At 33.5% G+C, this 24,865-nt stretch carries 24 protein-coding genes; 14 read left to right on the top strand and 10 right to left on the bottom strand.

Going from position 1 to position 24,865, the window contains the following annotated elements:
- The 7 genes from LG45_RS05205 (at position 1) to LG45_RS05175 (ending at position 7,395) form a co-directional block, all read left to right on the top strand.
- Positions 1-513 carry an NADH-quinone oxidoreductase subunit J family protein gene (locus LG45_RS05205; RefSeq protein WP_035125030.1) on the top strand — a complete coding sequence of 171 codons (513 nt, stop codon included), beginning with the start codon at positions 1-3 and terminating at the stop codon, positions 511-513.
- On the top strand, positions 513-833 hold the full coding sequence (gene nuoK, locus LG45_RS05200; protein ID WP_035125028.1) for an NADH-quinone oxidoreductase subunit NuoK: 321 nt from the start codon (positions 513-515) through the stop codon (positions 831-833). The genes LG45_RS05205 and nuoK overlap by 1 nt, the downstream gene beginning before the upstream one ends.
- A 6-nt stretch (positions 834-839) precedes the next feature.
- Positions 840-2,744: an NADH-quinone oxidoreductase subunit L gene (nuoL, locus tag LG45_RS05195; RefSeq protein WP_035125026.1), complete on the top strand. Its 1,905-nt coding sequence runs from the start codon at positions 840-842 to the stop codon at positions 2,742-2,744.
- Positions 2,744-4,180 (top strand): complex I subunit 4 family protein, encoded by a 1,437-nt coding sequence (locus LG45_RS05190; RefSeq protein ID WP_035125025.1) that lies wholly within the window; start codon positions 2,744-2,746, stop codon positions 4,178-4,180. The genes nuoL and LG45_RS05190 overlap by 1 nt, the downstream gene beginning before the upstream one ends.
- A 13-nt stretch (positions 4,181-4,193) precedes the next feature.
- A complete protein-coding gene (locus LG45_RS05185) occupies positions 4,194-5,573 on the top strand; it encodes an NADH-quinone oxidoreductase subunit N (RefSeq protein ID WP_035125022.1) in 1,380 nt (459 codons plus the stop codon).
- A 116-nt stretch (positions 5,574-5,689) separates the two neighbouring features.
- A complete protein-coding gene (locus LG45_RS05180) occupies positions 5,690-6,964 on the top strand; it encodes a Y-family DNA polymerase (protein WP_035125019.1) in 1,275 nt (424 codons plus the stop codon).
- The gene (locus LG45_RS05175) at positions 6,955-7,395 is read left to right on the top strand and encodes a LexA family protein (protein WP_035125017.1); all 441 of its coding nucleotides are present in this window, start codon (positions 6,955-6,957) and stop codon (positions 7,393-7,395) included. The genes LG45_RS05180 and LG45_RS05175 overlap by 10 nt, the downstream gene beginning before the upstream one ends.
- A 4-nt stretch (positions 7,396-7,399) precedes the next feature.
- On the opposite strand, the gene LG45_RS05170 is transcribed toward LG45_RS05175, so the two are convergent.
- The 7 genes from LG45_RS05170 to LG45_RS05140 are packed head-to-tail and all read right to left on the bottom strand — an operon-like array spanning position 7,400 to position 16,949.
- Entirely contained in the window at positions 7,400-9,070 is a 1,671-nt protein-coding gene (locus LG45_RS05170) for a sodium/sugar symporter (protein ID WP_035125015.1), read from the bottom strand.
- 1 nt (position 9,071) lies between these two features.
- On the bottom strand, positions 9,072-10,124 hold the full coding sequence (locus LG45_RS05165; protein ID WP_035125014.1) for a UDP-glucose--hexose-1-phosphate uridylyltransferase: 1,053 nt from the start codon (positions 10,122-10,124) through the stop codon (positions 9,072-9,074).
- A 42-nt stretch (positions 10,125-10,166) separates the two neighbouring features.
- Complete coding sequence (gene galK, locus LG45_RS05160; RefSeq protein ID WP_035125012.1) at positions 10,167-11,336, bottom strand: galactokinase; 1,170 nt, start codon at positions 11,334-11,336, stop codon at positions 10,167-10,169.
- Between the two features lie 37 nt (positions 11,337-11,373).
- A complete protein-coding gene (gene galA, locus LG45_RS05155; RefSeq protein WP_052087498.1) occupies positions 11,374-13,806 on the bottom strand; it encodes a beta-galactosidase GalA in 2,433 nt (810 codons plus the stop codon).
- 4 nt (positions 13,807-13,810) lie between these two features.
- Positions 13,811-14,821 (bottom strand): glycoside hydrolase family 53 protein, encoded by a 1,011-nt coding sequence (locus tag LG45_RS05150; protein WP_035125010.1) that lies wholly within the window; start codon positions 14,819-14,821, stop codon positions 13,811-13,813.
- A 2-nt stretch (positions 14,822-14,823) separates the two neighbouring features.
- Positions 14,824-15,894, bottom strand: coding sequence for a glycoside hydrolase family 53 protein (locus tag LG45_RS05145; RefSeq protein ID WP_035125008.1), 1,071 nt, complete (start codon positions 15,892-15,894; stop codon positions 14,824-14,826).
- 2 nt (positions 15,895-15,896) lie between these two features.
- Positions 15,897-16,949 (bottom strand): aldose epimerase family protein, encoded by a 1,053-nt coding sequence (locus LG45_RS05140; protein ID WP_052087497.1) that lies wholly within the window; start codon positions 16,947-16,949, stop codon positions 15,897-15,899.
- A gap of 126 nt (positions 16,950-17,075) precedes the next feature.
- Here LG45_RS05140 and LG45_RS05135 point away from each other — a divergent pair, with 126 nt between their 5' ends.
- The gene (locus tag LG45_RS05135) at positions 17,076-18,074 is read left to right on the top strand and encodes a GntR family transcriptional regulator (protein ID WP_035125007.1); all 999 of its coding nucleotides are present in this window, start codon (positions 17,076-17,078) and stop codon (positions 18,072-18,074) included.
- Positions 18,075-18,258: 184 nt separating this feature from the next.
- Here the strand turns inward: LG45_RS05135 and LG45_RS05130 are convergent, their stop codons facing one another.
- Positions 18,259-18,603, bottom strand: a complete 345-nt coding sequence (locus LG45_RS05130) for a winged helix-turn-helix transcriptional regulator (protein WP_035125005.1) — start codon at positions 18,601-18,603, stop codon at positions 18,259-18,261.
- Positions 18,604-18,699: 96 nt separating this feature from the next.
- On the opposite strand from LG45_RS05130, the gene LG45_RS05125 reads away from it, so the two are divergent.
- The 5 genes from LG45_RS05125 to LG45_RS05105 all read left to right on the top strand — a co-directional run bounded on the left by LG45_RS05125 (position 18,700) and on the right by LG45_RS05105 (position 22,548).
- Positions 18,700-19,074, top strand: a complete 375-nt coding sequence (locus tag LG45_RS05125; protein WP_035125004.1) for a DoxX family protein — start codon at positions 18,700-18,702, stop codon at positions 19,072-19,074.
- A gap of 107 nt (positions 19,075-19,181) precedes the next feature.
- Entirely contained in the window at positions 19,182-20,006 is an 825-nt protein-coding gene (locus LG45_RS05120) for a helix-turn-helix domain-containing protein (RefSeq protein WP_035125003.1), read from the top strand.
- A 218-nt stretch (positions 20,007-20,224) separates the two neighbouring features.
- The gene (locus tag LG45_RS05115) at positions 20,225-21,046 is read left to right on the top strand and encodes an alpha/beta fold hydrolase (protein ID WP_035125002.1); all 822 of its coding nucleotides are present in this window, start codon (positions 20,225-20,227) and stop codon (positions 21,044-21,046) included.
- Positions 21,047-21,146: 100 nt separating this feature from the next.
- Positions 21,147-22,055: an alpha/beta fold hydrolase gene (locus tag LG45_RS05110; RefSeq protein WP_035125001.1), complete on the top strand. Its 909-nt coding sequence runs from the start codon at positions 21,147-21,149 to the stop codon at positions 22,053-22,055.
- A gap of 55 nt (positions 22,056-22,110) precedes the next feature.
- Positions 22,111-22,548 carry a RidA family protein gene (locus LG45_RS05105; protein WP_081932043.1) on the top strand — a complete coding sequence of 146 codons (438 nt, stop codon included), beginning with the start codon at positions 22,111-22,113 and terminating at the stop codon, positions 22,546-22,548.
- A gap of 93 nt (positions 22,549-22,641) precedes the next feature.
- On the opposite strand, the gene LG45_RS05100 is transcribed toward LG45_RS05105, so the two are convergent.
- Positions 22,642-23,553: a hypothetical protein gene (locus LG45_RS05100; RefSeq protein ID WP_035124998.1), complete on the bottom strand. Its 912-nt coding sequence runs from the start codon at positions 23,551-23,553 to the stop codon at positions 22,642-22,644.
- Between the two features lie 15 nt (positions 23,554-23,568).
- On the bottom strand, positions 23,569-23,937 hold the full coding sequence (locus LG45_RS05095) for a winged helix-turn-helix transcriptional regulator (RefSeq protein ID WP_035124996.1): 369 nt from the start codon (positions 23,935-23,937) through the stop codon (positions 23,569-23,571).
- A 122-nt stretch (positions 23,938-24,059) separates the two neighbouring features.
- Between LG45_RS05095 and LG45_RS05090 the strand changes: the two genes are divergently transcribed.
- Complete coding sequence (locus LG45_RS05090; RefSeq protein WP_035124995.1) at positions 24,060-24,854, top strand: SDR family oxidoreductase; 795 nt, start codon at positions 24,060-24,062, stop codon at positions 24,852-24,854.
- The last annotated feature ends 11 nt before the right edge of the window (positions 24,855-24,865 follow it).

Genomic DNA, 24,865 nt, shown 5'->3' with positions numbered 1-24,865 from the left:
ATGTCTGCAATACTTATCATATTTTACGTTTTAGCGGCAATTACATTGTCAACAGCATTCTTGACAATTTATAGTAAGAACCCTATTCACAGTGCCATTTATTTGGTGATTTGTTTCTTCTCAATTGCAGGTCATTATTTACTTTTTAATGCACAATTTTTAGCAATAGTTCACATTATTGTTTACTCTGGAGCTATCATGATCTTGTTTTTATTCACCATCATGTTGATGAATTTAAATAAAGAAGATGAAGTTCATAAACCCAGAATTACACGTCTTGGTGCGATTGTAGTGTTTTGTGTTTTAAGTGCGGTTTTAATAACAATCTTCATAAATTCTAAAACTATCGTTGGCGATTATGATACAACTGGCGAGGATTTTCAATCAATTAAAAAATTAGGTAAAATTTTACTTAATGAATATATGGTTCCGTTTGAATTTGCATCTGTGCTTTTATTGGTTGCCATGATTGGAACTGTTTTATTGTCTAAAAAAGAAAAAACAAATAAATAATGAATAATATTTTAGATATAGTTGGTATAGAAAACTACATTTTCCTTTCGGTACTTCTTTTTTGTATTGGAGTTTTTGGCGTGTTGTACAGAAGAAATGCCATTATCGTTTTCATGTCAATTGAAATCATGTTAAATGCTGTAAACTTGTTGTTTGTTGCTTTTTCAACCTATCATCAAGATGCCGAAGGACAAGTATTTGTATTTTTCTCAATGGCTGTTGCCGCTGCCGAAGTTGCTGTAGGTTTGGCAATCTTAGTATCTATTTTTAGAAACTTAGGTTCGATTGATATCGCTAATTTAAAAAACTTAAAAGGATAATCCCTAATGGAGAATAGTTTAGTTTTACTCTTATTATTAACCCCATTTGTTGGGTTCTTATTTAATGTTTTCTTCGGAAAAAAAATAAGCAGAAATGTCTCTGGAACCATCGGAACAATCGCCGTTGTTGTTTCTTTTGCTATGAGCATCTTCTTTTTTATGCAATTAAATCAAACAGGAAAAGTCATTCAAGTTAAATTGTTTGATTGGATTACTGTTAGTAATTTCAAATTAGATTTCGGAATTTTATTAGACCAATTATCACTATTATGGTTATTATTTGTAACCGGAATTGGATCGTTAATTCACTTATACTCTATCAGCTACATGCATGATGATGAGAATTTACATAAGTTTTTTGCTTATTTAAATTTGTTTATCTTTTTCATGATTACACTTGTAATTGGAAGCAACCTATTAGTAATGTTTATCGGATGGGAAGGCGTTGGACTTTGCTCCTACTTACTTATCGGATTTTGGCATAAAAACCAAGATTATAATGATGCAGCTAAAAAAGCTTTTATTATGAACAGAATTGGTGATTTAGGTTTCCTTATCGGAATTTTTATCATCGCATCTTTATTCACAACTTTAGATTTTGTTGAATTAAAAGAAATTGTTTTAGGCGGAACTAATAGCGGAAATGCACTTCTTAGTGTCGCAACCTTATGTTTGTTTATTGGTGCAACCGGAAAATCGGCACAATTACCACTTTACACTTGGTTACCTGATGCAATGGCTGGTCCAACTCCAGTATCGGCATTGATTCACGCAGCAACAATGGTAACTGCTGGAATTTTCATGATTACAAGAATGAATTTCTTATTCGATTTAACTCCTTACATTCAAGAAATAATTGCAGTAGTTGGAGCGTTAACTGCTTTAGTTGCGGCTTCAATTGGATTACTTCAAAATGATATTAAAAAAGTACTTGCTTATTCTACCGTTTCACAATTAGGTTTAATGTTCCTTGCATTAGGTCTTGGTGCGTATAATGTTGCTGTTTTTCACGTAATCACACACGCATTCTTCAAAGCTTGTTTGTTCCTTGGGTCTGGATCTGTGATTCACGCGTTACATGGTGAACAAGATATGAGAAAAATGGGCGGATTGAGAAAAGTAATGCCAATTACATTTGCTACAATGTTAATCTCAACTTTAGCTATTTCTGGTATTTTTCCTTTCGCAGGATTCTGGTCTAAAGACGAAATCTTACTGGTTGCTTTCCAAAATCATCATATTGCTTTCGCAAAAGTATTGTGGGTTGTAGCTTCTATTGCTTCAATCATGACTGCTTTTTATATGTTCAGATTAATGTATTTGACTTTCTTTAGAGAATTTAGAGGAACAGAAGAACAAAAACACCACTTACACGAAAGTCCGAGTTTAATTACTTTCCCATTGATTGTTCTTGCGGCTTTAGCTACAATTGGTGGAGCAATTAACTTACCAGGAAGCAATTGGCTAAATCATTTTTTAGAACCAATTTTAGTTACCAAATATGAGCATCACGCACTTGGAACTCAAGAATATATGTTGATGGCAGTTGCCTTAGCTGGTGCAATTATCGGAATTGGATGGGCATATTCTAAATACATCAAACAAGCCTTTGTTCCAAAAGAAGATAGTGCAATAACTGGATTTTCTAAAACAATTTACAACAAATATTACGTTGACGAATTTTATACTTTCTTAATTGTAAAACCGCTAAACGGATTGTCAAATTTCTTTAGAACAACTCTAGAACCAGCGCTTGGTAAAGTTGTTTACGGATTTGGAACTGTTGCAAACGGACTATCAAATCAAGGTAGAAAATTACAAACGGGAAGTATCGGATTATACTTATTTGCCTTTGTAATTGGTGTATGTGCCATAATTATTTATTTATTTTTAGCTCAAAACATAGCATAATGGATGTAACTACTATATTAATTTTACTTTTAGTTGGAGCAATTGCAACCTACTTTTCTGGTGATAAACTAGCATCAAAAGTGGCGCTATTTTTTAGCGTTGCAACTCTTGGAGTTTCATTATACCTTTTAAACGAATTTTCAAAAGGAGAAACTATAAACTACCTTGGCGAATGGATGGAATATCCAAAAGTATATTTAGCACTACAAGCTGATGGTTTATCAATGTTAATGGTTTTACTAACAACTGCATTAACACCAATAATCATCTTTTCATCATTGGGTAACACTTATTCTAACGCTAAAAGCTTTTATGCTTTAGTATTGTTTATGTCGTTTGCTATGACAGGAACTTTCCTTGCTGTTGATGGTTTATTGTATTATATTTTCTGGGAATTGGCATTAATTCCAATCTATTTTATAGCATTAATTTGGGGTAATGGCGACGCAGATAAACGTAAAAAAGCTGTGGTAAAATTCTTCATCTACACATTAGCTGGTTCTTTATTCATGCTAGTTGCCTTTGCCTATTTGTATCAAAAAACAAACAATTTTTTATTAGGCGACTTTTTCAATTTAAGGTTATCAGCAACAGAACAGTTTTGGATATTTGCAGCATTTTTCTTGGCATATGCTATTAAAATTCCACTTATACCTTTTCATACTTGGCAGGCAAAAGTGTATCAAAAAGCACCAACTGTTGGAACCATGCTGTTATCTGGTATCATGCTAAAAATGGGATTATACAGCGTTATTCGTTGGCAAATACAAATTGCTCCACAAGCTGCAAAAACATTAATGCCTTATTTGATTGGACTAAGTATTGCTGGTGTAATTTATGGTTCTATTATAGCGTTACGTCAAAAAGATTTAAAGAAATTATTAGCTTATTCTTCTTTAGCTCACGTTGGATTAATCGCCGCTGGATGTTATACTTTAACTCTTGACGGATTAAACGGTGCAGTTTATCAAATGATAGCTCACGGATTTGTAATCGTTGGATTATTCTTTGTTGCCGAAATTATTCACAGAAGATATGAAACTAGAGAAATTAGTGCCATGGGTGGAATTCGATCTCAATCACCAAAATTCACATCGTTGTTTATGATTTTGGTATTAGCATCAGTTGCGTTACCTGGAACATACAACTTTGTTGGAGAATTCACAGTTCTATACAGTTTATCTCAAGTTAATATTTGGTTTGCCGTTTTTGGTGGAACAACCATTATTCTTGGTGCTTACTACATGTTAAAAATGTTTCAAAATGTAATGTTAGGAGAAACTAATACCAAAGTTTTTGCTTCAATTACAACAAATGAAATCATTACATTAGTAATTATAATTGCTTTCTTATTATTCTTCGGATTGTATCCAAAACCAATTACCGATTTGGTGAATCCAGCAATAAAAGATATTTTAATTCATATAAATAGATAATTTAGTACTACCAATGCAAACATTAATAGCAATATCAGCACTCGGAGTATTTTGCCTTTTAGCAGAAATATTTAACCTTAGAAAAGCACTTGTTCCAGTAACAATTGTAGGTCTATTAGCCATTCTTGGTATCACACTAAATCTTTGGTCTATCGATAGTTCAATCGACGAACAATATAAAAGCATGATTGTTTTTGACAAATTTTCAGCTGGTTTTTCGTCATTATTTATCATACTTACTATCTTTTTAATAGCATTAAGTCATGATGTTTATAAGGATCATCAAACGAAAATATCCGATTTTATTACCATAAAAGTATTCCTTTTAGCTGGAGCAGTTGCTATGGTTTCGTTTTCAAATTTATCTATGTTTTTTATAGGAATTGAAATACTTTCTATCGCACTTTACATCTTAGCAGCGAGCAAACGATTGGATTTAAAAAGTAATGAAGCCGGTATGAAATACTTCTTAATGGGTTCATTTGCATCCGGAATTATACTTTTCGGAATCTGTTTAATTTATGGTGCAACTGGTTATTTTGATGTAGCCGAAATCTATGCTTTATCTCAAGGTGCTGGATTACCAATTTGGTTTCCAATTGGAATTACGTTAATGATTATCGGAATGTTATTTAAAATTGCTGCCGTACCCTTTCACTTTTGGGCACCAGATGTTTACGAAGGTTCGCCTGCAATAACAACGGCTTTAATGAGCACACTTGCTAAAGTGGTAGCAATGGCAACATTATATAAATTATTAAGCGGATTAACTGTTGGATTAACGTATAACTTCGAAATTATTATTGTAATTGTATCAATTGCATCGATGACTGTTGGAAATATCATGGCTTTACGTCAAAAGAATGTGAAACGTATGTTGGCGTTTTCTGGTATTTCTCACGCTGGTTTTATGTTGATGGCATTATTGAGTTTGACTAACGCCGCAAGCACATTATTATATTACACCTCTGCTTATGCTCTTGCCGGAATGGCTTCGTTTGCCGTAATCATTTATGTTACAAAAAACAAAGACAACGAAGATATTATCAACTTCAACGGCTTAGGAAAAACAAATCCGTTATTAGCTGCTGTACTTACCGCTTCGTTACTTTCTATGGCTGGAATTCCAATTTTCTCTGGTTTTTTTGCGAAATTCATGTTGTTTACACAAACGATAAAAGCAGAATATTTAGTGGTAGTAATTGCAGGTGTAATCAACTCAATTATTAGTGTTGGTTACTATTTCAAATTAATTTTAGCAATGTACACTAAAGAAGCTACAGAGGAAAAACAAGCAACTCCATTCGTATATTATGCTGTTGGAGTAATTTCAATTGTATTAAACATCATCATCGGATTGTATCCATCTTTAGTTACCAATTTGATAAATTAAAAAACTAAATTTTCAAAAATATTCAAACCATCAAAAGCAATTTTGGTGGTTTTTTATTTATCAACAATCGACCGATTTAACAATTGTGAAATTCAATTATTGACTAATTTTACAAGATGTATGCTTTAGTCGATTGTAACAATTTTTATGCTTCGTGCGAACGCGTTTTCCAACCTCAATTTATTGGAAAGCCGGTTGTTATTTTGTCTAACAATGACGGCTGTGTAATCTCAAGAAGTAACGAAGCTAAAGATTTAGGTATTCCGATGGGTGCGCCAGAATTTAAAATTCGAGAACTTCTGAAAGAGAAAAATATCAAAGTTTTTTCATCCAATTATCCTCTGTATGGCGACTTAAGTAATCGTGTGATGAAAATTCTAGAAGGATTTACGCCTAATGTTGAAATTTATAGCATCGATGAAGCCTTTTTAAATTTTGACGGAATGTCTGTTTCTGATTATCATAATTATGGAATTCAGATGAAAAGTCGTGTGCAAAAATGGGTTGGAATTCCGGTATGTGTTGGATTTGCACCAACTAAAGCACTTTCAAAAGTAGCCAACAGAATTGCCAAAAAATTTCAAGACAGAACACAAGGAATTTATGTAATTGACACCGAAGAAAAACGAATCAAAGCTTTAAAATGGACCAAGATTGAAGATGTTTGGGGAATTGGTTTTCGACTGAGAAAAAAAATGATAGCACACAATATTCTCACCGCTTATGATTTTACCAAACCGCAACACGAAGCTTGGATTAGAAAAGAAATGGGCGTTATCGGTATGCGATTGAAGTATGAATTAGAAGGAAAATCAGTATTAGATTTGGAACCCATTCGTGAGCAGAAAAAAAGTATTGCAACTACCAGAAGTTTTCCCAAACAAATTTCAGAATTTGACGATTTGCGAGAACGCGTGGCAACTTTTTCTGCGGTTTGTACCGAGAAATTACGCAAACAAAAATCATGTTGTCAAACGATAATTGTAATGTTAGTCATCGACAAACACAAGTATGAATCGCAAAAATATTATTTCAACAAAGCGGTTACTTTGCCTTATGCAACCAATTCGACTTTGACAATTTCAAATGTTGCTATATCCATGCTTAAAGATTTATACAAAGGAAATGAAGGCATAAAATTCAAAAAAGCTGGCGTAATCGTTACCGAATTAATTGATGAAGATAAAAAACAACTTCAATTATTTGAAGAAGAAAATCCGAAACATTTAGCAATTATGAAAGCGATGGATTTTCTAAATACTAAAATTGGAGATCGAAAAGTAAAATTAGGAACACAAAATTTAGGTTTAACTTGGAATATGAATCAAAATCATTTGTCACCAAGATTCACTACAAGATTTAACGAAATTCTAGAAATAAAATGTCATTAAAAAAAGAACTATCTTTAACTTTCTTTCGTCCTGAATTAGAAAGCGAACTGAAAATACCTTACATAAAAGAAGGCGTTTCTGCTGGATTTCCATCGCCTGCAACCGATTTTATGGAAAGTGGTATTGATTTGAATAAAGAATTATGTAAAAATCCACTAGCTACATTTTATATAAAAGTGAATGGAAATTCGATGATAAATGCAGGAATTAATGACAAGGATATTTTAGTTGTTGATCGAAGTTTAGAACCTCAAAATAACAAAATTGCAGTTTGCTTTATTGATGGTGAATTTACTGTAAAGCGTATAAAAACAGAAGAAAACTGCATGTATTTACTGCCTGAAAATAAAAATTACCAACCCATTAAAGTCACAGACGAAAATGAGTTGATAATTTGGGGAATTGTAACTTATGTAATTAAAAATCTATAATTTTCTACCGGAAAACTGTATATAAAGCCGCCGTAACAGCAACAATGACAAGCATTCCTACAGTGAAACTTGGCGACATTTTGAACATCGTTTTATCTACTTCAAGACCATTAGTTTGAACTCCTTTTTTAGTTTCATACATACTAATAAAGTACATTCCGATAACGCAAAGTAAGAATACAAATCCCATTCTATCAATAAACGGAATTTCATAAACGCCATCAGCATTTGGAACTGCAAATCCCATCGAATTCAAGAGCGATAAATCTACAAATGCTGGCATAAATTTGAATATAATAGAAAATATGAATCCTCCAATTGTTGCAAACAACGCCGCATTGGAAGTAGTTTTTTTCCAGAAGAATCCCAAAATAAACATCGCAAAGACTCCCGGACTTACAAACCCTGTATATTCTTGAATGTATTGAAATCCACCTTTTTTGTCAATTCCTAAAAAAGGTGCCACAACAACAGCGATAATCATTGCAGTCACAATGGTTAGCTTTCCAATTTTTACTAGTTTCTTTTCGTCGGCATCAACATTTAGCTTGGTTTTATAAACGTCTAATGTAAATATCGTGGCAATACTATTTGCTTTTCCTGCTAAAGAAGCAACGATTGCTGCTGTCAATGCTGCGAAAGAAAGTCCTTTTAATCCAACTGGTAATAAATTCAATAAAATTGGATACGCTCGATCTGGATTTAAACTTCCGTCTTGTAACATTTCGGTTTGAAAATGTCCGTTTTGATATAAAACATAAGCTGCAATTCCGGGTAAAACCACAATAATTGGCATTAATAGTTTTAAGAAAGCGGCGAATAAAATTCCGCTACGCGCAGTTTTTAAATCGGCACCCAAAGCACGTTGTGTGATGTATTGATTACAACCCCAATAATTCAAATTGATAATCAACATTCCGCCAATTAAAACCGAAAGTCCTGGTAAATCCATATAATTCGGATTTGATTTATCGAAAATCATGTGAAAATGATCGTCAGCTTTTTCACGCATTAAATTAAATCCATTAATAACTCCATCAGATCCAAATTCTGTAGCTACTAAATTTAAAGCTAGATACGTTGTAATCAATCCACCTAAAATCAAGAAAAACACCTGAATCACATCGGTATAACCAATTACCTTCATTCCGCCAAGCGTTATCATCACTGCAAAAACCGCCAAGAAAATCATACAAAAAGTGATGTTCAAACCAGAAATACTACTAATAGCCAAAGCTCCCAAATATAAAATCGATGTTAAGTTTACCAAAACATATAAGAGTAACCAAAATACCGCCATAATCATTGCTACGTTTCCGTTGTACCTTTGTTTTAGGTATTGAGGCATCGTCGAAATTTTATTTTTGAGATAAACTGGCATGAAGAAAACAGCAACAAGAACAAGCGTTATTGCCGACATCCATTCGTAAGTTGCAATCGCCAAACCCATTTTAAATCCGCTTCCACTCATTCCAATAAATTGCTCGGCACTGATATTACTGGCAATTAAAGACGCACCAATTGCCCACCAAGTTAGTGAACCTTCGGCAAGAAAATAATCTTTACTTGACGTTTGTTCTTTCTTTTTTCTGTTGTAAATCCACAATCCGTAACCTACAATAATTACGAAATAGAGAAAAAATACAATATAATCGTTGGTTGCTAAAGTCTGCATTTTAGTTGGTTTTAGTTTTGTAATGTTGGTTTGGTAATTCCCTTAAAATCTTAGCACTTTGCTCAGGTGAAATATCGCGTTGTGCTTCGCCTAGCATTTCATAACCTACCATAAATTTCTTTACCGTTGCACTTCGTAATAATGGCGGATAAAAATGCATATGAAAATGCCATTCGGGATGCGCTACTCTATCGGTTGGTGCTTGATGAATTCCTGATGAATACGGAAAAGAAGTTTCAAATAAATTATCGTATTTTACCGTAATATCTTTTACAATCTCGGCAAAAGCTGTGGTTTCATCATTACTCATAGCGATGATATTTCCAAAATGTCTTTTGCTTATAATCATAGTTTCATAAGGCCAAGTTGCCCAAAACGGAACCAAAACTACAAAATGATTGTTCTCAATTACAATGCGTTCCTGCAATTTTAATTCTTCATCTAAATAATCTTTTAACAAACTCGTTTGGTTTTTATCGTAGTACGAACGAAGGTTTTTTTGCGTTTTTTCTACTTGGGTTGGCAATGACGATTGCGCCCAAATTTGTCCGTGCGGATGCGGATTGCTACAACCCATTACACTTCCTTTATTTTCGAAAATCTGTACGTAATTGATAAAATCCTGACTTCCCAATTCAATGTATTGTTCCTTCCAAGTTTTTACGACCTTTTCAATTTCTGAAACTTCCATTTCTGGTAAGGTCAAATTGTGTTTTGGCGAAAAGCAGATTACTTTATTTATTCCGCGCTCTGGTTTTTGTTGGAATAATGGTTTCGAATTATTTTCGAATAAAACTTCCTCTTTTAATAAAGCGGAAAAGTCATTTTCAAATACGTAACAATCGGTGTAAACTTCATTTTTTATACCATTTGATCGAACATTTCCCGAACATAAATAGCAATTTTCATCGTGTTCAGGACGATTGTCTTCGGCAATTTTTTCGTTTTGCCCTTGCCACGGACGTTTGGCACGATGTGGTGATACCAATATCCATTCGTCTAGCAACGGATTATATCGTCTGTGTGGATGTTCGTTATGGTTGAAGTTTTGCATGATATTTTTTTGACACGAATTACACGAATTCAGTGGTATGATTTAATTTTTATATTCTGATGTACCTTTTGATATTTTTACTTTATATGATTTTAATTCGATGCCAAATTTGGAACGATACTCTTCAGAAATTTTTTCGATTAATGCATTTTCTGAACCTTTTTCGACTAGATTTATTGAGCAACCGCCAAAACCTCCGCCCATCATTCGTGCTCCTAAAACCGAAGTTTCATTTGCTACAGCATTGACTAAAAAATCCAATTCATCACAACTTACTTCATATTCTTGAGACAAACCGTGATGTGTTTGGGTCATTAAATCTCCTAGTTTATTGAAATCAGAATTTGATAAGGCATTAACAGCATCCTGAACACGTTGGATTTCTTTTACAACAAAATGACATCTTTTAAAAATGGTTTCACCCAATTCATTTTGTAGCGAATTCACCATTTCTTCTGTACAATTTCGGAAAGTTTTTACTTTAGGAAAATGTTGTTTTATGATGGCTAGTCCTTGTTCTACTTCGTTTCTTCTATCGTTGTAACCTGATGTTAAATGGGTGTGTTTTACATTACTATCCAATAAAAGTAACGAATATTTTTTGAAATCGGCTTTGTGGTATTCGTATTCTAATGTGTTGCAATCCAATTTGATGACTTTATTTTTCTTGCCAAAAACCGATGCAAACTGATCCATTATGCCACATTTTACACCAACAAAAGTATGTTCCGATTTTTGTCCGATGAGTGCAATTTCTTCTTTGGAAAAACCTAAATTAAACATTTTATTTAACGCAAATGCAAATCCACATTCGACAGCTGCCGAAGATGAAAGTCCGGAACCAATAGGAATTGTGCTACTAAAAACCGCATTAAATCCGTTTGAAAATTGTTTTTGTTCCTTTAATTGTTGCAAAACACCAAGAATGTAATTAATCCACATAGTCGGATTTGGCACCAAATTATCATTCAAATTAAACTCAAAAACTTCGTTTAAATCTTTAGCAATAATTGTACAATCGGAATTTGTATTGGGTGAAATTGCAATACACACGTATTTATTAATTGCGGCTGGCAAAACAAATCCGTCATTATAATCGACGTGTTCACCAATAATATTAATTCTTCCTGGTGAAAGGAAAATATGTTGTGGTTTATTTTGAAAGGATTTTTCAAAATGTTCCGTGGTATTTTGTATTAATTTTTTTTTCATTTTATGCTGTCCCGAAGCTTCAGGATTGATTCAGTTTCTATTTATTTTTTTGATTAATTTCCACTACAGTTGAACTCAATCCATTAGATTTTACTTCTAATTTCAAGTCCTCAATCTTTTTTCCTGCTTGAATAATCACCTGACATTTTCCGTTGAAAGCACTTCTTTGCCAAGTTCCATCAGCGCATTTATCTGGTTCGTGCGAACTTGGATCGCCATTGCCTACTCCTATTATTTTAGCATCGCCCGAGATATAAAACTTCACCATATTATCAGCAACTGGAACTTCACGACCTTTGTCATCGACTATGGAAACGTTCACTACAACACCATCTTTTCCGTCAGCTAAAACTGTGGTTTTATCAGCAACTGCTACCACTTTCGTAGCATGATTTGTAGTTTCGACTTTTGTAGTAAGCTTTCTTCCATTCTTGTAACCAATGGCTTCCAAAGTGCCTGGTTCGTAAGTTACATTCCACTGCAAATGACTATTTCTCTCCATGGTTTTCTTTCCGAGGCTTTTTCCGTTTAAGAAAAGTTCTACTTCATCGGCATTGGAATTTACCCAAACATCAATTGGTTTTCCTACTTTTTCTGGCCAATTCCAATGTGGTGAAATATGCAAAATATCTTCATTTGTCCACCAACTTTTATAGTAATAATAAATGTTTTTTGGGAAACCACAAACATCTAAAATCCCGAAATGCGAACTGATGTTCGGCCATTTATAAGGTGTTGGTTCGCCACGATAATCGAAACCGGTCCAAACATAACCGCCAAGCCAATAGTCATTTTGGGCTGCCAATTTCCACCAAGTTTCGGCTTTACTTGCCCACCAAGGATGCGTTATATCTTGGTCAGGAACATACGCTCTAATGCTGTCTTTTTCATAAATTCCTCTTGTCGTAACAGTACTTCCCATTTCGGTTCCAAGTAAAGGTTGATTAAGATGATCGCGATGGTAATCGGCAACTGCAAACTCACGATAATTGAATCCGCGTATTGGAATCACTTCATTTACACCTTTGAATTCGTTAGCCATATCGGCAGCGTAAGTTGAAGTTCTCGTTGGATCTAAATCTTCTTGAATCGCTAGAAGTGTTTGGGCAATTCGTTTTCCGTAATCGTTTCCTTGAATGTTTTGTTCTTCATTTCCTATTGACCACAAAAAAACGGAAGCATGATTTCTATCGCGTTTAATTAATCGTTTGAATTGATCGACATATTCTGGACTGCTGTTTAACAAACGTTGCTCGTCAAGAACCAGCATTCCCAAGCTATCGCAAGCTTCTAGAAGTTCTGGAGTTGGCGCATTATGACTTGCTCGATACGAATTGGAACCCATTTCTTTCAACAATTTTATGCGATAATATTGCATATAATCGGGTAATGCACTACCAATTCCGGCGTGATCTTGATGGTTATTTGTGCCTTGAATTTTGATTTTCTTTCCGTTTAAGAAAAACCCTTTATTGGCATCAAATTGCACTGTTTTTATTCCGAAGCGAGTTTTTGTTTGATGCACAATTTGATTTCCAGACTTTACTACGGAAATAACTCTGTACAAATACGGATCTTCTAATGACCATAGTCGTGCATTATTCAAGTTTAATTTTTGCTTGAGGGTAAAATCTTTACGAATTCCTAGTGCTACTTTTTGTTTGGAAGTTTTGGCTAATATTTTTCCGTTTCTATCCGTGATGTAAGAGTAAACAAAACAGTTGGAGTTTTTTAAATTGTTGTTTTGAATCGTAGTTTCAATAGTAACTTCTGCATTTTTGCCCTTAACTTTGGAATGCACAAAAATGCCGTCTTCTGGAATGAAGACTTTATCTGTAATGTTCAGCCATACATGTCTGTAAATTCCAGCGCCTTCATAAAACCAACCTTCATATTGTGTGGCATCCACTCGAACAACAATTACATTATCACCTTCAAAATTTATGTAATCGGAAACATCGTATGAATTTCCAACGTAACCACTAAAATTTGTTCCGACGTAAAATCCGTTGAACCAAATTTCGGCATTTCTATAAATTCCGTCAAATTGAAGTTCGAATCGTTTATTGTTTCTGGATTTTTCAATGGTGAAATGTTTGCGATACCAACCAATACTTGTTTCTGGATAAGCGCCGCCAACTGGCTTGTAACCGTGACTGTCCATTTCAACTTGCTCCGATTTCACGAAAGGAAGTTCGACAACCCAATCATGTGGAACGTTGATTTTTTTCCAAGTGGTATCAACGAATTTTGGATTTACAATGGTTGTTGCGAACACATTTGATTTGTGAAGTAAAGCTGTTTTACTGTAATCGAAATCTTTATCCAGATTGGAAGCGTGACCAAAATGAAACTTCCAATCTTCGTCTAAACTAATTTTTTCTTGTGCGTTTATACTCGAGAAACTAGAAAATAAACCAAGAATAAGAATTGATAGTTTACCGATTTTATATGAAATATTTACTTGCATATTTTTAATTTTCTTTAAAAGCATCTAATGCTGGTGAAGGCTGACCGTTTTCTAACCAAGCGCTTAATGCGTAATGACTCCAGCTTCTTGCACCTTGTGGTTCCCAATACATAACTCCTAAACCTCTGTTATTTGGAACTTTTTTAACTGCTTCAATTGTAGCTTTTAATAATTCATAAGTGTTCTGAATTTTGTCATCTTCACCTCCAACTTCAACAATCATCACATCTTTATTATAACGTTTTACCATATCGTTAAGGTTGAATTCTAAATCGGCGATGGTTTCTGTGTAATCTTTTTTGATCCAATATGGATAGTATGAAAGTCCGATGATGTCATATTTAACCTTCTGAGCTGTGGCATTATCGAAGAAAGTTCTAAATTTGGCATTGTTATTTCCTTCGTCAACGTGAACGATTACTTTGATGTTTTTATCTACTGCTTTTACGGCATCGTACCCTTTATTTAAAAGTTGCCCGAGCTGATTCCAGTTGTCTGTACTTCCTTCTGGCCACATCATTCCGCCTGGGATTTCGTTTCCAACTTGTACCCATTCTGGAGTTACACCAGCATTTTTAAGAGCTGAAATTACTTCAAAAGTGTGGTTGTAAACATCATTTAGCAATTCTGGAAAACTGTGATTTTTCCATGCAGCAGGTTTATTTTGCTTTGCAGGATCGGCCCAAGAATCGGAGTAATGGAAGTTAATCATCACTCGCATTCCCATTTTTTGCGCACGTAATGCCATTGCTACCGTTTCCTCTTTACTGCAATGTCCGCTTGCTTTGTCATCATTTGGATTTACCCAAACGCGAAGTCGAACAGAGTTCATTCCTCTATCTTTTAGTAATTGAAGACATTCTTTTTCGGTTCCGTCTTGGTCATAAAATTTGTATCCTGTGGCTTCCATTTGAGGCAACCAACCTACATCGGCACCTTTTACGAAAGCCGATTTAGAACTTTTACAAGAGGCGAATAAAACAGAAAGCGCTATTATTTTTAGAATATTTTTCATAATTAATTTTGACTAAAAGCATCCATAACTGGAAGCGAATTGTTGTTAAAATCCCACAGCGATTGGTTTTCCCAAGGCGATCCATTGGTTGAAGTTGGTCCGCGAAAAGCAACCCATTCGCCACCCCAATAACAAAATCCGATACCGTGAGAACTTTGTTTTACCAAATTTTTTATTGCAAGTATGAATGCTTTTTGACCTTCACTAGTTGCTGGATATTCTGGAATTAATTGATTGTCTAATCCTAAAACATTATTAGTAAAATCGTTATATCCTAAAGTAAACGGATAAGAAGTTTCGGCGATAATCACTTTTTTATTGTGCAATGAACCCAACGAATTCATAGTGTTTTGAACCGTTGTTAGATTTTTTCCGTGATAAATTGGATAATAGGAAAGTCCGATGTAATCGTAACTTATACTGCTTACTTTATTAAAAAACCAATCAGAACCCGAAGTTCCTGCGTAATGCAACATGATTTTAGTAGTTGGCGACTGACTTCTAATCTTATCGCTTGCTGCTTGAAATAATTGCAAACTCTGCGCTTCATTGGTAGATAATTTTCCTTGTGGCCACAACAATCCATCGTTGGTTTCGTTTCCAATTTGAAAAATATCAGGTTGAATTTCAGTTAGAATTGTTGAAGTATAATTTGCGAAAGCGGTTTTCAAATCGGTAAAACTCAAACTTTGCCATTCTGCTGGAGTAGTTTGTGCACCAGGATCGGCCCAAGTATCGGAATAGTGAACAGTTACCCAAACTTTAAGTCCGGCTTGTCTTGCTCTAACGGCCAATGCTTTTACTTCGGGCAAACTTGAAACCGCATCGGTAGGATTTTTCCAAAGTCGGATTCTCACAGTATTACATCCAGCATTTTTTAGAGTTGTCAATGCATTTTGAGCCGTGCCATTATGTTTGTAAATAGTTCCTTCGCTTTCTATTAAGGGCAAAAAGGAAACGTCAACTGCTCTTATAAAATCGTCTGGAACTGGCGTTGGCGTTGGCGTATCTGAATCACTTGATGAGCAAGCAACAACTGATACACTTAGCATTAAAATAAATATCTTTTTCATAATTATATATTTTCAAATTTGAATGTAGTTTTATGATGATATGTCTCACCTTTTCTCAAGACTGCACTCGGAAAATGCCTGTGATTTGGTGCGTCGGGATAATTTTGTGTTTCAAAACATATTCCGCTTTGAGCATGATAATTTGCATTTTCTTTTCCTTTTATTTGATTGAAACAATTGCCACCAACATAAATATGAACAGCAGGTTGACTGGTAAAAACTGACATTTTTAAATTATTTTTTTCACTAAAAAGCCATGCTTTAACTTCATTATTATGTTCTAAAACAAAGGTGTTATCAATTTGATTTGGAGCATTTTTAGGATTTAAAAAATCAAACTTATGATTTTCTAAATTTACGAAATTTCCTGTTGGAATATTCTCTGATGTTGTTTCCAGAATTTGTTTCGAATTCACGAAAAGCGTTTGATTTGCAATAGTATCGGCTTGGTCATCAAGGTTAAAATAACTGTGTTGCGTACAATTAATAACCGTATCTTCTGTAGAAATTGCCGAATAATCTACAATTAATTCGTTGCTATCTGTTAAAGTGTAAGTAACATTTGCGGTTAATTTTCCTGGGAAATTTTCTTCATTATTTTCGCTTATGTATTGAAAAGTTATTGATGGATTATCATTTTCTGCAGATGAAATAAGTTTCCAAAATTTTCTACTAAAACCATCATTTCCTCCGTGAATATTGTGGCTTCCATGGTTTTTATTTAGTTGTATTTTCTTGTCATTGAGCGAAAACTGAGCGTTATTTATTCTACCTGCAAATCGTCCGACGGTTGTTCCAAAATATGGTGCACTCGGTAAATCGAATGAATTTATGTAATCATCAAGAGTATCAAATCCTAAAACAACATCTACTTTTTTTGTTTCCGAAATTGGGATTTTAAGAGATGTAATAGTTGCACCATAATTCATAACAGATAATTCTGCTCCGTTTTTATTACATAAAGTAAATAGCAAAACCTCATTTCCGTCAGGAAGATTTCCGAAGAATTTACTAAAAACAGGTGTTTCTATTTGTGAATAATGATTTTTTTGCATAGCTATTTTATCAATGTGTTAACAAAAATAGGATTTAATGTTATTTAACCATACCACTACCTACTAGTTTATTTGTATCTTGCCACCAGTTATATCGATTTCGCTAATTTAGATTTACTAAGTACAATGAAAATAATAAGTATCAACAGCAATTCATCGCTTCCAAAATACAAGCAAATTGTACTCTCAATAGAAGTTGCTATTGCAGAAAATCGATTGAAAAGAGGCGACAAACTTCCATCAGTGAATAAAGTAAGTTTGGAGTTTTCAATTTCTAGAGATACTGTTTTGTTGGCTTATGATGAACTCAAAAAACGCGGAATTATTTATGCCATTTTAGGAAAAGGCTATTATGTAAAAAGTGTTGAATTTAGTTTTGAGCAACGTATCTTTCTCTTGTTCGATGAACTTAATAGTTTTAAAGAAGACCTGTATAATTCGTTTTTGGAAAGTATAAACAATTCGGCACAAATTGACATTTTCTTTCACCATTTTAATATTGAAATGTTCAAGAAATTGATTAATGAAAGTAATGGAAACTACTCCAAATACATCATCATGCCGACCAATTTAATGGATGCTGCAAAAATTATAAAAATATTACCAAAGCAAGATGTTTACATTTTAGACCAAACTAATAATGACTTAAAAGATTATCCATCGGTACATCAAAATTTTATAAAAGATATTTACGATGGTTTATCAAAAGGAAAGAACTTGATTGATAAATATGAAAAACTAATTTTGATTTTTCCTGGATTTAGAGAGCCAATAGGAATGAAAATTGGCTTCGAGAAATTCTGCTTAGACCATCATTTTAAGCATGAAATAATTACCGAATTTAAAAATAGAACAATAAAAAAAGGAGAAGTTTATATCATTCCAGACGATCGAGACTTAGTGAATGTCATTGAGCAATCGAAATTTCAAGAATTAATTTTAGGTAGCGATTACGGAATTATATCCTACAATGAAACGCCATTAAAGAAGATTGTAGAAAACGGAATTACTACCATTTCAACCGATTTTAAAGAAATGGGACAATTATTGGCAACTATGATTTTGAAAGGAAGAAAAGACCAAATTGAGAATAGAAACACCTTAATTATTAGGAAATCGATATAAAAAATACATAATTACTGAAGTTTTTCATCAAGGCGAAGAATTACACAAAAATATTTTATGAAATATCTATTTAATTTGAGGCTTTTATCAGTTTTAGTAGTTCATTAAAAAAAAAATAAAAGACAACATTACAGTTTTTATCAATTTTTAATATTCACCGATTTTTAGCATGTTAATTAGAAAATTATTCTCTGGAAATAATTTTTTGCCTGTGCAAATGACCCCATTTTTGCATAGCTATTAAAACTTCGTTCAAGGTTTGACTATAGGCTGTTAATTCATACTGAACCGTAATAGGTTTAGTATGGCAAACAGTTCGACTAACTAATCCGTTCATTTCCATTTCGTGGAGTTCTTTAGACAAAATACGTGGAGAAATTCCTGCTTCTCTAGATAATTCGTTAAAGCCTTTTTTACCACTTTGCAATACAGAAATAAGAACTAATTTCCATTTCCCTCCTACTACATCCAACGTATCTCTTATGGCCATTTTAGCTTTAGAGCAACTTTCAACTGTGTGATTATTCATATACTATTCTTTTTGTAAGTACTATCCTTTTTGTAACAGATAACAAAGGTATAGTATATATTTTGAAATTTGTATCTGAATTTAAAAACTAAAACTATGTCACAAAAAACAATCAAAATTGCAGGATGGATATTAACCATCATTTTAGTATTATTATTTACAATGAGTGCCTTCATGAAAATTACACAAAACGATACAGCCTTGGCTCAAGCTGCTTCTATGGGAATTGATGCCAGCACTTATCGTTTCATCGGAATTATTGAAATCATTTCGTTAGTACTTTTCGTTATTCCAAGGACAGGAGTTTTGGGAACAATGTTATTAATAGCTTATTTGGGTGGAGCTATTGCAACGCATTTACAACATCAACAACCGATATCGATGGCGGTTAGTATTCAAACGATATTATGGATTACAGCTTTCCTTCGTTTTCCAGAATTAAAACAACGTATACTTGGGAATAAAAATTAAAAAAAGAGTTGCATACTTATGATTAAAAACGCAGAAAACAGTTAGGTTAAAAAACACGTTGAATTACTTTTATAATTAACTTTGAATTCACCAACATAAACCAAATTATGCTAAAAGAATTTTCATATAAACAATTCGGGAATATTGAATTCAGTAAAAAAGCGATAGAAGAAACTACATTCAATTCAATTGCAGAACATATAAAAATTCTATTTATTTCTAAAAATGCCACTATTCAAGTTGATTTTCAAGAGTTTACCATGGAAACAGATACGCTTCTGTTTATTAACCCAAAAGTGATAGTAAAACCATGTGAAATAATTAATGGTGAGTTAATTTACTTCAATAGAGATTTTTATTGCATTGAAATACACGATCAAGAAGTGGCTTGCGATGGTATATTGTACAATAATGTTTTTGAAATTCCATTTATTAAATTAGATGATAATCAATCTAAGGATGTTCAAGCTGTCATTCAAGAAATCAAAACAGAAATGAATAATGAAGATTCAAGCACTGAAGAAATGCTTCGGATATTATTAAAACTCATCATTCTTAAGTCCACCCGAATTTGGAAACAACAACACCAATTGGCAGAAAGCACACAACACAATGATGTTCAATTTTTGAGAAGATTCAGCAAACTTGTTGAACAACATTACAAAACACATCATACGGTTGCCGATTATGCCGAACTATTATTTGTAACTCCAAAAAATCTCAGTAAAAAAATAGGATTAATTAGTAAAAGCACTCCAAACGATATTATTAAAGATCGGATAATACTTGAAAGTAAACGTCTTTTAGCTCATACAAAAATGACGGTTAAGGAAATTGCATACAGTCTTAATTATGAAGACGATGCCTATTTCATTCGTTTCTTTTCTAAACATACAGGTTTATCTCCAGTTTCGTTTAGAAAGCAATTTTAAAGCTAAATAGACTAAAATTATAAGTTAAGCACGGCATTATTGTCGTGCTTTTTCTATTTAATTGGTCTCAAAACTTCCTTTAAACCATCAAAATTCACCCTGTTTTTGCATAAAGGGAAAAAAGTGCAATTCAAAGAGAAAACAGTCCATTGTTGCCCTTTGCAATTTGACGCAACTTTGCCTTATCAAAATAATACTAACAATTTAAAATTAAAATTATGAACAAGTTTACAGTAAAAGACGGAACAGAAATTTATTTCAAAGATTTAGGAAAAGGACAACCAATTTTCTTTCACCACGGTTGGCCATTATCATCAGATGATTGGGATGCTCAAATGATGTTTTTTTTGGAAAAAGGATTTAGAGTAATTGCTCACGACCGACGCGGACATGGCCGTTCTACGCAAACATTCCAAGGAAATGACATGAATACTTATGCTGCCGATGTAGCTGAATTAGTAGAATTTTTAGATTTGAAAAACGTAATTCACGTAGGTCATTCAACAGGCGGCGGTGAAGCTATTCGTTATGTAGCACAATACGGAAAAGACCGCGTAGCCAAAGTAGTTTTGATTAGTGCCATCACTCCGTATATGATTGCCGACGAAAACAATCCAAACGGTGTGCCTTTGTCAGTTTTCGATGACATTCGCTACAACACACGACATAACCGAGCTCAATTTTATCAAGATTTGACTATTCCTTTCTTTGGATACAACCGCGAAGGTGCAGAAATTAAAAAAAGTATTCAAGACAATTGGTGGAGACAAGGAATGATGGGCGGCATCAAAGCACAATACGATTGTATAGAGGTTTTTTCCGAAACTGATTTTACAGAAGATTTAAAAAGTGTGACCATTCCGGTTTTAGTATTGCATGGCGATGACGACCAAATTGTACCTTATGAAACTACTGCTGTAAAAGCTGCCGAATTATTACAAAATGGAAAGCTAATCATTTATCCTGGCTTCTCTCATGGTATGCCAACTACAGAGGCCGAAACCATAAACAAAGACATTCTTGAATTTATTAATGCATAACAAGGAAAAAAGTGCAATGTAAAGCGAAAAGCGTCCATTGATTACCAAAGCTTTTCGCTTGAACTTTGCTTTATCAAATAACAATTAACAATTTAAAATCATGAAAAATTTAATTTTAGCAATCGGATTATTTACAACAGTATTAACTAGCACTGTTTCATTTTCACAAGAAAAAAGAACACCTGCATCTTTCGGTAGAGCAGAATATGTAGAAGTAGAAAAAAATGTAAAACTACATGTGACAGATTTAGGCGAAGGTCAACCAATAGTTTTAATTCATGGATGGCCATTAAGCGATGCGATGTACGAATATCAATATGCTTATTTTATAGAAAAAGGATACAGAGTAATTGGCATTACTTTAAGAGGTTTCGGGTTATCAGACAAACCAGCAGGAAAATACAATTATGATGTTTTCGCAGACGATATCAAAGTAGTTTTGGACCAACTTAAAATAGAAAAAGCAACAATTGGTGGTTTCTCAATGGGTGGAGCAACCGTAATACATTATGTGGCAAAATATAAAGCAGCACATGTTTCTAAAATGGCATTATTTGGCGCAGCAGGACCAATTTGGACTAAAAGAGCCGATTTCAACTATGGTTTTTGGACCAAAGAGGATGTAAATGGTTTGATTAATTTAAACAATACCAACAGACCACAATTATTAGCAAACTTCGGAACTATTTTCCCAGCTACTGAAACAAGCGTTTCAGCTGGACAAGGTGCTTGGTTGGGAACCATTCAGGCACAAGCTTCTCCTTATGCCATGGCTGAAGGTTTAAAAACGTTACGAGATAGTGATTTGCGTGACGATTTGAAAAAAATTACAATTCCAACGCTTATTTTACATGGTAAATTAGATAAAATTTGTTCATATGAGTTGGCAGAACAAATGAACAAAGGCATTAAAAACTCCAAATTAGTACCTTTCGAAAAAAGTGGTCATGCACTATTCATTGAAGAGTTAGAAAAATTCAATACCGAATTATTAAATTTTATAAAATAATAATAGAAACCGAAAAGGCTGATAAAAAATCAGCCTTTTTTTATACTTAAAACTCATGAAATATCTTAGCTGCATTTTTAGTTTAATAATACTAGTTTCTTGTAACAGTACTCATAATTTGGCAGTTACTAAAGAAACTCAATTACCAAAACCAATTGGACCCTACAGTTATGCTACGCTTCACAAAGATTTGATTTTTGTTTCCGGACAAATTGGTATAGATCCGATTACTAATGCTTTAAAAGAAGGAATTGAGGAGCAAACTATTCAGATTTTCGCAAATTTAAAAGTGATTCTTAAAGATAATGGTTCTGATTTAGACCATATAAAAAAAACAACCATATTCCTTACTGACATCAATCAATTTGAAACCGTCAATAATATATACACTAAGCATTTCTCAGATCAATTTCCTGCCCGAAGCACTATTGTTGTTGTTGCGTTACCAAAGAATGCCAGAATTGAAATTGAATGTATTGCGGTAAAAAAATAAGTTACAAATTCAGCTTAAAGATCAAATCACTTTGAATGAAAAGATTTAGAAAAACATAATTTATTAAAAAATAAATAGTTAACACAAGTACAATTAACTATAAAAAACATCCAATTGCTTCAATCGCTTCTTTACTAGCTTGTTCTTCATTGGTTCAAATTTTAACTTAATTTCACCATTTTCTTTGAGATAAATTACAAAAGGTTGGTTTAGCTTAGTAGTAAGATGATAAATAGTTACTAATTCTGCTATGTCTTCATACCAAGAAGCCATTCCATATAGGGATACAAATGGAGTCTTTTCAAGTTCATCATATGTTTCTTTGACTGATATAATAGGCTGCACCTTACCACTTCTGAAACGTGTTTTTTCTAATGTAGGATTTGTAAATTTCGCCATTGGACTATTGAATAATAGCCATATATCTTTGGTATATGCTGTATGTTGAACCAAATTTTCATCTTCTTCCGCATGAGGTGTTAGTTTTAGAACAGCATCCACAACATGAGTTGCCTCGTGTAATAATACATAGACAAAAGCATCTAAATTTCCAGCATCAATGGTTACTTCTAATGTTGGATTAGCAGATACATAGTACAATGATTTTTCCTTCCAAGTAGCCCATTCTGAAATAGTTTCATTCAAAATTCCGGCTCTAAAAGTAATGTTAAACTTTTTAATAGAATCTGCTGATGCTACTGGCGAAGTCAATGCAGTATTAGGCATGTTATCCATAAAACTAATACTGTGCAAATTTTCTTTAAGAATCTTTATATGTAACGGAGGTAGTAATGAAAATGCCACTCCTATTTTTTCTTGTTCTGAATCGCTCAACACATGATTGGTCGGATTCATCCCAGCGTCAAAAAACTTTTTAAAAACAGTTTCTGGAGCTAAAGCAATTCGATTTTTATAAAAGTTAGTCTCATCATTAACTTTTTTTTGAGCAGAAAGTGAAGTAAACATTACAATATTTATAAAATAAAGGATAAGTTTCTTTTTCATTATTGAACTACTTTTTTATTGATTATAAGATTCTAGACGCTTTAAAATAAGTGACCGCAAACGTTCTTCATTTGCATCACCCCAATTTCCGATAGCCGAAATTACAGGAATTAAAGTTTTACCAAAATCGGTTAAGGAATATTCAACTTTTGGTGGAACTACTGGATAAATGATTTTGGATACCAATTCGTGCTCTTCTAATTCTTTTAATTGTATATTCAAAACCCTACGAGAAGCATCTGGAATTTTACGTTGTAATTCGCTTGGACGCTGGTGTCCTTCATTGATAAACCAGAGCAAACGCATTTTCCATTTGCCGTAAAGCACTTCTCCGATCAAATCTAAACCGCAGTTCAGATTAGGTAATGTTTTTCTTTCATACATAATACAAAAATACAGCAATGTTCTAAAACGTACAATAGGGGAAAAATTTATCCCTATGTGAATCGTATTTCCGTAATTGACTGATATTGATATATATCCCAATTTTGTACAAAAAATAAACAATGGAAAAAACATTTAATTTCAACAATGAATTATCAAGAAAAATTGCTTTGGTAACAGGTGGAACAAAAGGAGCTGGAAAAGCCATCGCAGAACGACTTGAAGCGGCAGGTGCCACAGTAATCATTACAGCAAGAAATCTTCCAGATCAACACAATAAAGAACTACATTTTATTGCTGCAGATTTAACTACTTCTTTAGGCACAAAAAAAGTAGTTGATGAAGTTTTACAACAATTTGGTAAACTAGACATTTTAGTTAACAATTTGGGTGGTTCTGAAACCAAAGCTGGAGGATTTTCGGTTTTAAACGACGAAGATTGGTTGAAATCACTTCAAAGCAATTTGCTTGCTCCAGTTCGATTAGATCGTGGTTTTTTACCTCAAATGATTGAACAAAAAAGTGGTGTAATCATTCACATTGCTTCTATTCAAGGAACGTTACCATTATATGATTCTACTTTGCCTTATGCTGCTGCAAAAGCCGGATTAATCAATTACAGCAAAGGATTGTCTAATGAGGTTGCTTCAAAAGGTATTCGAGTGCTTACGGTTTCTCCTGGTTGGATTAATACAACAGCATCTAAAGCCATGATGGAACGCATTGCCGAAAGCTCCAATATAACTTTAGAGCAAGCAACTCAAAGCGTAATGAATGCTTTAGGAGGAATTCCGATGGGTAGACCAACAGAACCAGAAGAAATTGCTGAACTTGTTGGTTTTTTAGTATCGCCAAGAGCCAATTATTTGACAGGAACTGAATATGTAATCGATGGCGGAACCATACCAACAATTTAATAATTCAAAAT

Origin of the sequence: Flavobacterium aquatile LMG 4008 = ATCC 11947, from assembly GCF_000757385.1 — a bacterium.
In the GTDB taxonomy this organism is placed as follows: Bacteria; Bacteroidota; Bacteroidia; order Flavobacteriales; family Flavobacteriaceae; genus Flavobacterium; species Flavobacterium aquatile.
The sequence above is the reverse complement of the archived record's forward strand: the minus strand, read 5'-3'. Positions and strand labels throughout refer to the sequence as shown.

Coding starts and splice junctions, on each gene's coding strand:
- LG45_RS05145 (WP_035125008.1), bottom strand. CDS start 15,894: ATGAAAAAGATATTTATTTTAATGCTAAGTGTATCAGTTGTTGCTTGC.
- LG45_RS05180 (WP_035125019.1), top strand. CDS start 5,690: ATGTATGCTTTAGTCGATTGTAACAATTTTTATGCTTCGTGCGAACGC.
- nuoK (WP_035125028.1), top strand. CDS start 513: ATGAATAATATTTTAGATATAGTTGGTATAGAAAACTACATTTTCCTT.
- LG45_RS05105 (WP_081932043.1), top strand. CDS start 22,111: ATGAAATATCTTAGCTGCATTTTTAGTTTAATAATACTAGTTTCTTGT.
- LG45_RS05100 (WP_035124998.1), bottom strand. CDS start 23,553: ATGAAAAAGAAACTTATCCTTTATTTTATAAATATTGTAATGTTTACT.
- LG45_RS05125 (WP_035125004.1), top strand. CDS start 18,700: ATGTCACAAAAAACAATCAAAATTGCAGGATGGATATTAACCATCATT.
- LG45_RS05110 (WP_035125001.1), top strand. CDS start 21,147: ATGAAAAATTTAATTTTAGCAATCGGATTATTTACAACAGTATTAACT.
- nuoL (WP_035125026.1), top strand. CDS start 840: ATGGAGAATAGTTTAGTTTTACTCTTATTATTAACCCCATTTGTTGGG.
- LG45_RS05205 (WP_035125030.1), top strand. CDS start 1: ATGTCTGCAATACTTATCATATTTTACGTTTTAGCGGCAATTACATTG.
- LG45_RS05130 (WP_035125005.1), bottom strand. CDS start 18,603: ATGAATAATCACACAGTTGAAAGTTGCTCTAAAGCTAAAATGGCCATA.
- LG45_RS05175 (WP_035125017.1), top strand. CDS start 6,955: ATGTCATTAAAAAAAGAACTATCTTTAACTTTCTTTCGTCCTGAATTA.
- LG45_RS05170 (WP_035125015.1), bottom strand. CDS start 9,070: ATGCAGACTTTAGCAACCAACGATTATATTGTATTTTTTCTCTATTTC.
- LG45_RS05090 (WP_035124995.1), top strand. CDS start 24,060: ATGGAAAAAACATTTAATTTCAACAATGAATTATCAAGAAAAATTGCT.
- LG45_RS05120 (WP_035125003.1), top strand. CDS start 19,182: ATGCTAAAAGAATTTTCATATAAACAATTCGGGAATATTGAATTCAGT.
- galA (WP_052087498.1), bottom strand. CDS start 13,806: ATGCAAGTAAATATTTCATATAAAATCGGTAAACTATCAATTCTTATT.
- galK (WP_035125012.1), bottom strand. CDS start 11,336: ATGAAAAAAAAATTAATACAAAATACCACGGAACATTTTGAAAAATCC.
- LG45_RS05185 (WP_035125022.1), top strand. CDS start 4,194: ATGCAAACATTAATAGCAATATCAGCACTCGGAGTATTTTGCCTTTTA.
- LG45_RS05190 (WP_035125025.1), top strand. CDS start 2,744: ATGGATGTAACTACTATATTAATTTTACTTTTAGTTGGAGCAATTGCA.
- LG45_RS05095 (WP_035124996.1), bottom strand. CDS start 23,937: ATGTATGAAAGAAAAACATTACCTAATCTGAACTGCGGTTTAGATTTG.
- LG45_RS05115 (WP_035125002.1), top strand. CDS start 20,225: ATGAACAAGTTTACAGTAAAAGACGGAACAGAAATTTATTTCAAAGAT.
- LG45_RS05165 (WP_035125014.1), bottom strand. CDS start 10,124: ATGCAAAACTTCAACCATAACGAACATCCACACAGACGATATAATCCG.
- LG45_RS05135 (WP_035125007.1), top strand. CDS start 17,076: ATGAAAATAATAAGTATCAACAGCAATTCATCGCTTCCAAAATACAAG.
- LG45_RS05150 (WP_035125010.1), bottom strand. CDS start 14,821: ATGAAAAATATTCTAAAAATAATAGCGCTTTCTGTTTTATTCGCCTCT.
- LG45_RS05140 (WP_052087497.1), bottom strand. CDS start 16,949: ATGCAAAAAAATCATTATTCACAAATAGAAACACCTGTTTTTAGTAAA.